At 50.0% G+C, this 12,838-nt stretch carries 10 protein-coding genes and 1 pseudogene; 3 read left to right on the forward strand and 8 right to left on the reverse strand.

Translation table 11 applies throughout. The features are described from left to right. Positions 1–98 precede the first annotated feature (98 nt). The gene (locus tag RHD99_RS18860; RefSeq protein WP_183271317.1) at positions 99–560 is read right to left on the reverse strand and encodes an Lrp/AsnC family transcriptional regulator; all 462 of its coding nucleotides are present in this window, start codon (positions 558–560) and stop codon (positions 99–101) included. A gap of 114 nt (positions 561–674) precedes the next feature. Between RHD99_RS18860 and RHD99_RS18865 the strand changes: the two genes are divergently transcribed. Next, a complete protein-coding gene (locus RHD99_RS18865) occupies positions 675–1,727 on the forward strand; it encodes a PLP-dependent cysteine synthase family protein (protein WP_309875895.1) in 1,053 nt (350 codons plus the stop codon). 77 nt (positions 1,728–1,804) lie between these two features. Here the strand turns inward: RHD99_RS18865 and cof are convergent. Next, positions 1,805–2,620 (reverse strand): annotated as a pseudogene (gene cof / locus RHD99_RS18870) (HMP-PP phosphatase); the annotation flags it as partial. Between the two features lie 103 nt (positions 2,621–2,723). Here cof and RHD99_RS18875 point away from each other — a divergent pair. Together RHD99_RS18875 and queC are read left to right on the forward strand one after the other, a co-directional pair. Beyond that, positions 2,724–4,427 (forward strand): SgrR family transcriptional regulator, encoded by a 1,704-nt coding sequence (locus RHD99_RS18875; protein WP_309875897.1) that lies wholly within the window; start codon positions 2,724–2,726, stop codon positions 4,425–4,427. Between the two features lie 95 nt (positions 4,428–4,522). After that, positions 4,523–5,218, forward strand: coding sequence for a 7-cyano-7-deazaguanine synthase QueC (gene queC / locus RHD99_RS18880; RefSeq protein WP_309875898.1), 696 nt, complete (start codon positions 4,523–4,525; stop codon positions 5,216–5,218). Positions 5,219–5,251: 33 nt separating this feature from the next. Here queC and RHD99_RS18885 read toward each other — a convergent pair whose 3' ends face one another. The 6 genes from RHD99_RS18885 to clpX form a co-directional block, all read right to left on the reverse strand. After that, complete coding sequence (locus tag RHD99_RS18885) at positions 5,252–5,650, reverse strand: YbgC/FadM family acyl-CoA thioesterase (RefSeq protein WP_183271322.1); 399 nt, start codon at positions 5,648–5,650, stop codon at positions 5,252–5,254. Positions 5,651–5,773: 123 nt separating this feature from the next. Next, entirely contained in the window at positions 5,774–6,139 is a 366-nt protein-coding gene (locus RHD99_RS18890) for a helix-hairpin-helix domain-containing protein (protein ID WP_183271451.1), read from the reverse strand. A gap of 162 nt (positions 6,140–6,301) precedes the next feature. Beyond that, positions 6,302–8,173 carry a peptidylprolyl isomerase gene (gene ppiD / locus RHD99_RS18895; RefSeq protein WP_309875899.1) on the reverse strand — a complete coding sequence of 624 codons (1,872 nt, stop codon included), beginning with the start codon at positions 8,171–8,173 and terminating at the stop codon, positions 6,302–6,304. 234 nt (positions 8,174–8,407) lie between these two features. Further along, positions 8,408–8,680 (reverse strand): nucleoid-associated protein HU-beta, encoded by a 273-nt coding sequence (gene hupB / locus RHD99_RS18900; RefSeq protein ID WP_034457998.1) that lies wholly within the window; start codon positions 8,678–8,680, stop codon positions 8,408–8,410. Positions 8,681–8,891: 211 nt separating this feature from the next. After that, a complete protein-coding gene (lon, locus tag RHD99_RS18905; protein ID WP_183271324.1) occupies positions 8,892–11,246 on the reverse strand; it encodes an endopeptidase La in 2,355 nt (784 codons plus the stop codon). Positions 11,247–11,443: 197 nt separating this feature from the next. Beyond that, on the reverse strand, positions 11,444–12,718 hold the full coding sequence (clpX, locus tag RHD99_RS18910; RefSeq protein ID WP_034457994.1) for an ATP-dependent protease ATP-binding subunit ClpX: 1,275 nt from the start codon (positions 12,716–12,718) through the stop codon (positions 11,444–11,446). Positions 12,719–12,838: the final 120 nt, after the last annotated feature.

A 12,838-nucleotide genomic window follows, 5' to 3' on the forward strand; every position in this document is an offset into this window, starting at 1 on the left:
TTCCTGAAGTACTGTCTGCCGATGTCAGGCAGAGAAATAAATTCTATTGAGGCCGGGAACGTGAATACCCTAAATAATTGAAGTATGACGGGTATAATTCAGCGCTCTAATGGCAAAGCCGTCGTGTATTTTATCTGTTCCATGGCAAAACTCGAAGTCACATCGCTTAAACCAGGAATGCCGTTCACCAGCCGTTTGTAAAAATCGTCATACCGTTTCATGTCTTCTACCTGCACACGCATCAGGTAGTCGTACTCTCCTGCCATCCGCCAGAAACCAAGCACTTCTGGCATCTGCGCGACGACCGCGACAAATTTGCAGTACCACTCACTGCTGTGATGCTGGGTTTTTATCAGCACAAATGCGGTCAGACCAAGGCCAAGTTTTTCCGGGTCTAAAAGCGCGACCTTTGCCCGAATAATGCCGTCATCTTCAAGCCGTTTCAGGCGTTTCCAGCAGGGAGTGGTAGTCAGATTAACGGCATCAGCGAGTGCCTGCAAAGAGAGGGTGCAGTCGTTTTGCAGCAAGGATAGCAGCTTGCGGTCAATTTTATCTAACATGACGTATTCCAGGAGAAATTTTTTCTCCATTGAACGCCTCTGAAAGGCTAAAAGGCAACTTTTTTATCTTCTTTTTGCATTACTCTAGGCACAAATAAACAAACGGGCAACATCATGACCAGCACCTGGGTAAACCACGCCATAAGCGAAATTAACGCCGATTACCAACGCTCCGCGGATACACATTTGATCCGTCTTGCGCTACCTGGATTTCCCGGTATTCAGCTCTACCTGAAAGATGAAAGTACTCATCCTACTGGCAGTCTTAAACATCGTCTTGCCCGTTCACTATTTTTATATGGTTTATGTAACGGTTGGATTAAAGAAGGAACGACCATCATTGAGGCGTCCTCAGGTTCAACCGCCGTTTCAGAGGCCTATTTTGCCCGTTTGTTAGGGTTGCCGTTTATCGCCGTCATGCCCTCTTACACGGCTAAACGTAAAGTGGAACAAATTGAGTTTTACGGTGGACGCTGCCATTTCGTGGAAAGCGCGTGTGAAATCTACGCGGCATCAGAAATGCTGGAACGTGAGCTAAACGGCCACTATATGGATCAGTTCACCTACGCTGAACGTGCGACCGACTGGAGAGGCAATAACAATATTGCCGACAGTATTTTCCGTCAGATGGAACATGAACCACATCCGGTGCCCGATTATATCGTGATGAGTGCAGGCACAGGCGGCACGTCAGCGACCATTGGCCGTTATTTGCGCTACCTGGGATACCCAACACAACTGGCCGTAGTCGACCCGCAAAATTCAGTGTTCATGGATTACTGGCAGAAACGTGATTGCAGCTTGCGCAGCGCAGTGGGCAGTAAAATTGAAGGGATTGGTCGCCCACGCTGCGAGCCGTCGTTCATTCCGGATGTCATCGACGAAATGATGCGTGTTCCTGATGCGGCGAGCATTGCCACGATGCAATGGCTGGAAACCGTGCTGGGTCGCAAAGTTGGCGCATCCACCGGGACCAATATGTGGGGAGTGTTGCAGCTAGCCGCGCGTATGCGTGCTGAAGGACGCACCGGTTCCATTGTGACGCTACTTTGCGACAGCGGTGAACGTTATCTGGAATCCTACTACAACGCGGAATGGGTGAAGGAAAATATCGGTGATGTGTTGCCGTGGCAACGTGAAATAAACCAATTGCTGTCAATCCCCTAAATAATTCGATTCCCTGAAGTATGGCGGGGATAAAAAAATGCCGGGCAAAAGCCCGGCTGGCTTAATGCCTTATCATTCGGGGAATAAGTGAGGTTTGGTGTATCCAGCCAATGCGTCAAATAATGAGAAACAGCCTGTTTATTGCAGTGACCAATAACAGGTAAATGCGGTAAATCTGCTTTCAGTTGCGCCATCGCGTTACCCATGATCAAACCATGACCCACGCTTGAGAGCATTTCGCGGTCGTTCATCGCATCGCCAAACGCCATACAATCTTTCATCGTCAGGCCCAGGTGCTGGCTTAATACCTTAAGTGCCGATCCTTTGTTGCAGCCAACCGGTAAAACTTCCAGGCAGTCCACCGCAGAGAAACAGAGAAACGCGCGCTCGCCCAGAGCCTCTTCCAACTGAACTTTCAGACGCAGAAGATCGTCGTGAGGACCACAGAAACAAATCTTGGTCACTTCATCAGACGGTATGCGCTTAACATCGACAATTTTCGGGCTGAAGCCGCTGTAAACGTGGGCATTGAGCATTTCCCCAACTTCATATTGGGTTAACCAGCCGGTGTCATTAAATACATGCAGGCTTGCCTGAGTATCCCACGCCCCATGGATCACTGTTTCTGCCGCTTCCGCAGAGAGATCCTGCCGATGCAGTAACTCCCCTTCCATTGAGTGAACTCGCGTCCCGTTGCCGGTTATCAAAAAGGCTTCCAGCGACAGAGAGCCCAGAATATGGCGCATTTCCAAAACATGGCGACCAGTGGCAAACGCAAGAGTCATCTGGCGTTCTTCACGCAGACGGTTCAGGGTACGAAGCGTTTCATCACCCAAATGGTGATTGGGCATTAACAACGTACCATCCATATCAAATGCAGCCAGACGAGCCATGTTCACTCCAGTTTGTGACGACTAAAACACAGTTGGCAGTATCACCTGGCATATACGGAACTAATAGTGAATACTTTCTGAAAATTGTTCCGGGTTTATACCGTTGAGACTATTAAATCGACTAAACCAATTTCAGCGTTTATGGCAGCCTTCCGCGGGTGAAGACCAACTCGTGACTGTCGCAGAGCTGGCTGGCCGTTGTTTTTGCAGTGAGCGGCATGTGCGAACGTTACTCAATCAGTTACAAGACGCGGGTTGGTTAACCTGGCAGGCGCAATCAGGACGTGGGAAACGAGGAACACTCACCTTTCTGGTGACGCCGGAGAGCGTTCGTTCAGGAATGATGGAGCAGGTGTTGCACAAAGGGCAGCACCAGAATGCTCTTGAACTGGCGCAAATCGCGCCGGAACAATTGCGCCAGTTGCTGCAACCGTTTCTCGGTGGGCAATGGCAAAATGATACGCCAACGCTGCGTATTCCTTATTATCGCCCGCTGGAACCTCTGCAACCGGGGTTTCTGCCGGGCCGTGCTGAACAGCATTTGGCTGGGCAAGTTTTTGCTGGTCTCACCCGTTTCACCTCCTCTAACGCCCTTCCACAACCTGATCTGGCTCATCACTGGGAAGTCTCTGAAGACGGTCTGAACTGGTATTTTTTTATTCGCTCCACGCTTCACTGGCACAATGGCGAACCAGTAGAAACCACGCAGCTACAACAACGTTTGATGATGCTATTGGCACTCCCGGCAATGCGGCGGCTGTTCGTCAGCGTAAAAAGCATTGAGCTTGCCCATACGCAGTGCATCCGTTTTGTGTTGCATAGCCCCGATTACTGGCTGGCTCATCGGCTGGCAAGTTATTGCAGCCGCCTGGCGCATCCGGAAGATACGCAAATTGGCTGTGGGCCATTTCGCATCAACAGCTTTAAAGAGAATCTGGTGCGTATCGAGAGTTTTGAGTCTTACCATCTCAGCCATGCGCTACTCAAAGCGGTGGAATACTGGATAACCCCGCAGCTGTTCGATACCGAATTGGGCACCAGCTGCCGTCATCCGGTGCAAATTGCCATTGGCCAACAGGATGAACTGGTGCATCTGCGCCCCGTCAGCAATAGCATCAGCCTCGGTTTTTGTTATCTGGCGGTAAAGCAGAACGGTAATCTGTCACCAGAGCAGGCGCGCTTTCTGATGCAGATCATCCACCAGCAAGAGCTTATCGCCAGTCTGCCCGTCGATGAATCGCTGATCATGCCAAGCCACGAGATGATCCCAGGCTGGAAAATCCCGGAATGGACAAAGCGCAACGCGGTGACACTCCCGTCACGCTTGACGTTGCTTTATCATTTGCCAGTTGAATTGCACGTGATGGCACAACAGCTTAAAACTTATCTTGCTGCTTTAGGTTGCGAATTAACGCTAATTTTCCACGACGCAAAAAACTGGACCGACTGTGAAGCATTAGCAGACGCGGATTTAATGATGGGCGACCGATTGATTGGTGAAGCGCCGGTTTACACGCTGGAGCAGTGGCTGCGCAGTGATGTCCTGTGGCCTGCGGTTCTCACGGAAAGCCAGTACACACATTTGCAGGCTACGCTCGACACCGTACAAATCCACCCGGACGAAAATGCCCGCAGCACGGGTTTGCAAGACGTGTTCAGCGGATTAATGCGCGACGCCATCGTATCGCCACTGTTTAATTACCGTTACCAGATCAGTGCGCCACCCGGCGTGAATGGCATTGAACTCAACGCATGGGGATGGTTCGATTTTACCCGTGCGTGGTTACCTCCTCCCACTATGGTGTGAAGAAGCTGGGCAGCCACGTACTCTGGCGTTAACATATATTTTTATGCATTTAGACCCGAGCGACTTCAAGACGCGGGGATATAACAGGAATACACATGAAACGTGCAGTTGTCGTCTTTAGTGGTGGTCAGGACTCCACAACCTGCCTGATTCAGGCTTTAAAACAGTATGATGAAGTCCACTGTGTGACGTTTGATTATGGCCAGCGCCACCGTGCTGAGATTGACGTTGCCCGTGAACTTGCGCTGAAACTGGGTGCTCGTGCCCATAAAGTCCTGGATGTCACCTTACTGAATGAATTAGCGGTCAGTAGCCTGACGCGCGACAACATTCCCGTACCTGATTACGACCCAAACGAAAGTGGCGTGCCAAGCACCTTCGTACCGGGTCGCAATATCCTGTTCCTGACGCTCACGGCTATTTATGCTTATCAGGTTGAGGCCGAAGCGGTCATCACTGGCGTTTGTGAAACAGACTTCTCAGGCTACCCGGATTGCCGCGATGAATTCGTGAAAGCTTTGAATCACGCCGTAAGCCTCGGCATGGGTCGTGATGTTCGTTTTGAAACCCCACTGATGTGGCTGGATAAAGCAGAAACCTGGGCGCTGGCAGATTATTGGCAGCAACTGAATCTGGTACGCAACGATACCCTGACCTGTTACAACGGCATTCAGGGCGATGGCTGTGGTGAGTGTGCTGCCTGCAACCTTCGTTCTAACGGGCTAAACCATTATCTGGCGGATAAACCAGCGGTGATGGCAGCCATGAAGAAAAAAACGGGTCTGAAGTAATTCAGTGGGCGTGGCCTCGCCACGCCCAACCGCTTATTCCATCATTTGTACTAACTTCTCGCGCAGTTCCCCTTCCAGCGGAACCGACTTCTGCGTTTTCAAATCGATACACACGAATGTCAACAGCGCGTCAGCCACAATCTCACCTTCAGGTTCAAGTTTAACAACCTGACTTAAAACGCCGCTTTTAGCATTGAGTTGCTGCAAGGCGCTTTCAATGCGTAACACATCGCCAAGCACTGCCGGACGACGATAGTTAATATTGATGTTTACCACGATGAACGCGATGTTGTGGTCCGTCATCCACTGGAAGCCAGCCGCGTTTTCCAACCCTTCCCAACGGGCTTCTTCGAGGAACTCAAGGTAGCGGGCATTGTTAACATGCTGATAGAAATCAAGATGGTAACCCCGAACTTTGATTTGTGTTTGCATAGCGCTAAAACCCTATCTTTAGTTTTAATTAACAGGCGAGGTAAACAGGCCACACCAAACTGGTATGACCTGTGATTTAGCATAGCAAACTTTTTAGACAGCGCGAGCTGCGCGCACTAAGCGTTAAAGCTTAATGTGAGACAGATTGCGTTCTACCAACGCACTGCCAATCCCTGGCACCTCCTGTAATTGCTCAAGCGCTTTGAATGGGCCGTACTCTTCACGGTAGCTCACGATCGATTGCGCCTTTTTCAGGCCCACACCATTCATCGCCTGCGCAAGAGCTTCTGCACTAGCGGTGTTAATACTCACAACGCCATCGTCAGCATCGCCTGGTTTTGCCGTGGTGATGGGGGTGGTCGGTGTTTTTTCAACGTGCTGTTGAGCAGTCTCATTCCTGGCAGCCGTTGGGGCAGCGATTGCCTGTGAACACGCGCTGGCACCGATAAGTGCGACAGCGATACAAACTGTTTTTATTCCACTTTTGATTCCTGGTTTCATGCTGTTCCTCCTTGTGTGTTGACAGCAAAGCCACCTTAACGGGAGAAAAAACAGGGACAAATGGCAATATTTAAATGTGGAAAAGGCCGCGAAAGCGGCCTTTGAATGTTGCAGAGCGTTGCAGTGGAGTGCGAGCAACGCCGAAGAACGTTACTGCTGTTCGATGCTGTCACCCATCTTAATTTTCGCTTCTTTGCGCAGATTACTCATCAACGCTTCGAAAGCAATTTGGGCATTGTTCTGGGTGATACCTTGAACCATTGCTTTCTTCTGGTCTGCTGGCATATCGCCAGGTTTAACCTCATCCACCGCTAACAGAACAACGTTACCTTGCATATCGTTAGCGACGCCGAAGGAAGGCTTGTCTTTAGCCGGCAATGGCACCATGAAAGCAGCCTGGCTGATTGGGTCCTGGCCAGTACGAGTCAGCGTTTTTGCAGCACCGAAGCTTAAACCTGCGGCTTTCATCGCTTCGTCGCCTTTGCCAAGTTTCAGCGCGTTCAGAAGTTTGTCTGCATCCTGCTTCGCTTGTTGCTCAGCTTTCTGATGTTTAACCTGCGCGATAACCTGCTCGCGAACTTCAGCTAACGGCTTAATTGCTTCAGCTTTATGTTCTGTGACACGCACAACGAAAGCACGGTCGCCATCAACAGTGATGATGTCGGAGTTGCTACCTGGTGTGCCGTTAGCGCCAACCAGACCACCATTGAAAATAACGTCAGAAACGGGTTTGAAGTCAAGTTCAGCAGGCAAGTTGTCGTGACCGAACCAACCTGTCTCAACAGCTTTAACACCCGCTACTTTTTCAGCGCTTGCCAGAGATTCGTTGTCGTTACTTGCCGCGTCACTCACTTTCTGTTGCAGAGCATAGTAAGCATCAACGGCTTTCTCTTGTTTCACTTTCGCAGCAATCGCATCTTTAACGTCAGACAACGGTTTGGTTTGCGCAGGCACGACATCGTCCAGACGTACGACCAGGAAACCGACAGACGATTTAATCACGCCAGAAAGTTGACCTTTCTCTTTCAGACCTGCGTTTTTCAGCTCGTCCGGCGTAGTGCCTGATTCCAGCCAACCCATGTCACCACCTTTGCGAGCAGAGATGATGTCAGCGGATTTTTCTTTAGCCAGTGCAGCAAAATCAGCACCTTTGTTCAGCTCATCAAGAATCGCTTTAGCTTCGGCTTCAGTTTTGGTTTGAATCACACTGTAGCGGTTACGCTGAGGCTGAGTGAACTCATCCTGATGTTGGTCGTAGTAAGACTGGATGTCAGCATCAGCCACTTCAACTTTCTGAGAAGCCGCATCAAGCATGATGTAGCTGACCCGGAATTGCTCAGGGGCGATGTAGTTGTTTTTGTTTTGCTCGTAGCTGGCGTTAATTTCCTGCTCGGAAGCCTCTTGCTTAGCAGCCAGTGCATTCACATCGATTGTGGCTTCACGAACCACACGCTGCTGTGACACAAGAGCCGCCAACTCATCAGTTTCACCCGTCAGCATGAAGTCAGTGCCGACGATGGCATTGATCAGTTGCTGAGTGGTCAGCTGATTGCGCAGTGCTTGCGCGTATTGATCGGGCGTCATCCCCATATTGTTGAGGATGGAGGTATAACGCGCGTTATCAAACTTGCCGTTGTTCTGGAATGCAGGTTCTTTAAAGATGGCTTGTTTGATTTGTTCGTCGCTGATACTCAGGCCAAGGTGTTTGGCATACTGATCCATCAACGCTTCATCAACCATGCGCGACAGCACTTGCTGGCGCATCTGCTTCATGTAGCCTTCGTTGCCTGCCAGTACAGAGAACTGTTCGCCCAGTTGCTGCTGTTGGCGGTTACGTTCGCTCGCAACGGCGTTTTCAAACTGGCCACGGCTAATTTCTTGACCATTCACTTTTGCGGCGTAGTTGGCGCCACCACCGATCAGGTAGCCACTCACGCCAGTCAAAATGAATGACACGATAATGATGCCGAAAATTATCTTGATTACGAGGCTGTTTGCCGCCGTACGTAAATTGTCCATCATGGTGTAACAACACTCCACTGTAGTGTGAATGGTAAACCCAGCGCAGTCGCTAAATGGGCATCCCTGAATATGCGTACTGCTGTGCCGCTGCGTGCTAGCGGGTATTGTGACAAGAAAATGGGTTCAAATCATCAAACATGCACAAAATTAGTCATCAGGCATAAAAAAAGGCACATCTAATGATGCGCCCTGACCTAACTTTGACTAGCGTTGCCCTAAATATCGGACGATAAATCAGTTCACAGCTTCTTTCAGCGCTTTACCAGCACGGAAACCTGGTACTTTGGCAGCAGCGATGGTGATTTCTTTGCCTGTTTGTGGGTTACGGCCGGTACGGGCAGCACGTTCACGAACAGCAAAAGTTCCAAAGCCAACCAGTGCCACGTCTTCCCCAGATTGCAGAGATTCAGTAACAGAAGCAATCACAGCGTCTAATGCACGTCCAGCCGCGGCTTTAGAAATATCAGCACCTGCGGCAATTTTGTCTATCAGTTGAGATTTATTCACTCTTCTCTTCCTCTCTTTATAATTTATATCGCACCAGATATCCTTCAAAGTGCGACCGCGCAGCAGTTATATCAGGCCTGTCATGCCCTTACAACACCCGTTGTTGATGACATGCATCCCCAGCGATCTAAAGTAGCGACACAAAAAAAAGCTGGCAAGTGACAATTCACCCGCCAGCTCTGATTTTATTGACCGAATATGCGTCAGGTCACTATTTTGAGGTTACAACCTGCATTCCGTAGGGTTCGTTCTGCAATGCAAGAGCCAAAACTTCCTCGATGCGCTTCACCGGATGGATATCCAGGTCGGCGATAACATTGTCAGGAATCTCTTCCAGATCACGTTTATTTTCATCCGGAATCAGAACAGTCTTGATACCTCCACGGTGTGCTGCCAGCAGTTTTTCTTTCAAACCACCGATTGGCAACACCTGACCACGCAACGTGATTTCACCGGTCATCGCCACATCTGCACGAACAGGGTTACCTGTCAGGCAAGATACCAACGCGGTACACATCGCAATACCCGCGCTTGGGCCGTCTTTCGGTGTTGCACCTTCTGGTACGTGAACGTGGATGTCACGTTTTTCGTAGAAATCAGCATTGATGCCCAATTTCTCTGCACGCGCGCGCACCACGGTCAACGCTGCCTGGATAGATTCCTGCATAACTTCACCCAGAGAACCGGTGTAAGTCAGCTTGCCTTTGCCCGGCACACAAGCGGTTTCGATGGTCAGTAAATCACCACCGACTTCAGTCCACGCAAGGCCTGTGACTTGACCTACACGGTTTTCGCTGTCTGCACGGCCATAATCAAAGCGCTGCACGCCAAGGAAATCTTTCAGGTTATCGCCGTCGATTTCGATATGCTTCAGCGTTTTGTCCAGCAGCAGTTGTTTAACGGCTTTACGGCACAGTTTGGAGATTTCACGTTCCAGACTACGGACACCCGCTTCGCGAGTGTAGTAACGAATGATGCCAGTAATGGCACTATCGTGAACCGTAATTTCGCCTTTCTTCAATGCGTTACGTTCAATTTGCTTCGTCAGCAGGTGCTGTTTAGCAATGTTCAGCTTTTCGTCTTCGGTGTAACCGGACAAACGAATCACTTCCATACGATCCAACAGCGGAGCTGGAATGTTCATGGAGTTAGACGTTGCGACGAACATGACGTCGCTCAGATCGTAATCCACTTCCAGATAGTGGTCGTTGAACGCCACGTTCTGTTCTGGATCAAGAACTTCCAGAAGGGCTGATGCCGGATCGCCACGCATGTCTGAGGACATTTTATCGATTTCATCCAACAGGAATAATGGGTTTTTAACGCCCACTTTCGCCATCTTCTGAATCAATTTGCCCGGCATGGAACCGATATAAGTACGACGGTGGCCACGAATTTCCGCTTCGTCACGCACGCCGCCCAGCGCCATACGCACGTATTTACGCCCTGTCGCTTTAGCGATGGACTGGCCCAGTGAGGTTTTACCCACACCCGGAGGCCCAACCAGGCACAAAATTGGCCCTTTGAGCTTGTTTACACGGCTCTGGACTGCGAGATATTCCAGGATACGATCTTTCACGCGCTCAAGGCCGTAATGATCGGTATCGAGGACTTCCTGCGCCTGACGCAGATCTTTTTTCACTTTGCTGCGCGCATTCCACGGCACCTGCACCATCCAATCGATGTAACCACGAACCACGGTGGCTTCCGCAGACATTGGAGACATCATTTTCAGTTTTTGCAGTTCCGCTTCGGTTTTTTCACGCGCTTCTTTCGGCATTTTAGCCGCGTCGATTTTGCGTTTTAGCGCTTCGTTTTCGTCTGGAGCGTCGTCCATTTCGCCGAGTTCTTTCTGAATCGCTTTCATTTGCTCATTCAGATAGTACTCACGCTGGCTTTTTTCCATCTGCTTTTTGACGCGGTTGCGAATACGTTTCTCAACCTGCAGCAGATCGATTTCTGACTCCATCATTGCCATCAGATATTCAAGACGTTCGTTAATGTCGGACATCTCGAGAACGGACTGTTTGTCAGTCAGTTTCAATGGCATATGTGCAGCGATGGTGTCTGCCAGACGAGCGGGATCGTCAATGCTGTTCAGCGATGTCAGCACCTCTGGCGGGATTTTTTTGTTCAGTTTAATATAGCCTTCAAACTGATTAATCGCGGTGCGCACCAGCACTTCCTGTTCGCGCTCTTCGATAGCTGGCGAATTCAGGTACTCAGCCTGAGCTGAGAAATGGTCACCGTTGTCAGAAAGCGTGGTAATACGCGCACGCTGTAACCCTTCAACCAGCACTTTAACGGTGCCGTCTGGCAGTTTCAGCATCTGCAGGATGGATGCGACGGTACCCACTGAGAACAGGTCATTTACACCTGGCTCATCTGTCGAGGCTTCTTTCTGCGCCACCAGCATGATTTTTTTATCATGATCCATGGCCGCTTCCAGGCAACGAATGGATTTTTCTCGCCCGACAAACAGTGGAATTACCATGTGCGGATAAACCACCACATCGCGCAACGGCAATACGGGGATTTCAATGCGTTCAGAACGCTCAGGATTCATAGAGCTCTCTCTTAGTTAAGGTCCGCCTGGTGATGGGGGATGCTCTCTGCTTAATACCTCACGGGTATCTGGCATCACCAACAAGTAAGTCAGTATATGGGGATGTTTCCAGAGCATTCAATGCCAGGAATGAAGGAAAAACAAAAGGGGGATATAAATCCCCCTTTTTATACTAACTGACTGGTTATTTTGGCGAATTATTCACCGGATGCTTGTTGCGCTTCCGGTTTACCATAAATTAGTAATGGTTTGCTCTGACCATCGATGACGGATTCGTCAATCACCACTTTCTCGACGTCTTCCATTGATGGAAGATCGTACATGGTGTCCAGCAAAGCGCCTTCAACGATGGAACGCAAACCACGAGCACCGGTTTTACGTGCCATTGCTTTCTTAGCAATCGCGTCCAGTGCTTCGTCACGGAATTCCAGATCCACACCTTCCAGATTGAACAACGCCTGATATTGCTTGGTCAGGGCGTTTTTCGGCTCTTTCAGGATTTGAATCAGCGCTTCTTCGCTCAGTTCAGTCAACGTAGCAACGACTGGCAGACGACCGATGAACTCAGGGATCAGACCAAATTTGATCAAATCTTCTGGCTCAACCTGGCCTAATAACTGCCCTTCGGTGGCTTTCTGAGATTTGCCTTTTACTGTCGCACCAAAGCCGATACCCGAACCGGTTTCAACTCGGTTTGCGATAACTTTATCGAGGCCTGCAAATGCGCCGCCACAGATAAACAGAATCTTAGAGGTATCAACCTGCAAGAACTCTTGCTGTGGATGCTTACGACCACCCTGAGGTGGAACCGCCGCAACAGTACCTTCGATAAGTTTCAGCAACGCCTGCTGCACACCTTCACCAGACACATCACGGGTGATGGACGGGTTATCAGATTTGCGGGAGATTTTGTCGATCTCATCGATGTACACGATACCGCGCTGTGCTTTCTGCACATCGTAATCACATTTTTGCAGCAGTTTCTGGATGATGTTTTCTACGTCTTCACCCACGTAACCCGCTTCGGTTAACGTTGTCGCATCTGCCATGGTGAATGGAACATCCAGCAAACGTGCCAAGGTTTCAGCCAGCAGGGTTTTCCCGCTACCCGTCGGCCCGATGAGCAGAATGTTACTTTTGCCCAGTTCGATTCCGTTGGTGCTGTCGCCGTTACGCAGACGTTTGTAGTGGTTGTAAACCGCAACCGCCAGGACTTTCTTAGCCTGTTCCTGACCGATGACGTAATCATCGAGATGGTGACGGATTTCATGCGGAGTCGGCAGCGCGCTGCGTTCGCGATGCGGCGCGACTTCTTTGATCTCTTCGCGAATAATGTCGTTACATAAATCGACACACTCATCGCAGATATACACTGACGGCCCGGCAATCAGTTTACGCACTTCATGCTGGCTTTTGCCGCAAAAAGAGCAGTACAGTAATTTGCCTGAACCGTCTTTGCGCTTATCTGTCATCGGTAAAACCTCTTTTCTGTTTCTTTGCACCGTACAAGTCCGGCACAAGTGCCATTCTACGGCGCAGCCAATCGTAAGCGCGCCAGGAGCCGCTACTTCAACTATAGTATACGGCTCACT

This window comes from Buttiauxella selenatireducens (genome assembly GCF_031432975.1).
Taxonomy (GTDB): Bacteria; Pseudomonadota; Gammaproteobacteria; order Enterobacterales; family Enterobacteriaceae; genus Buttiauxella; species Buttiauxella selenatireducens.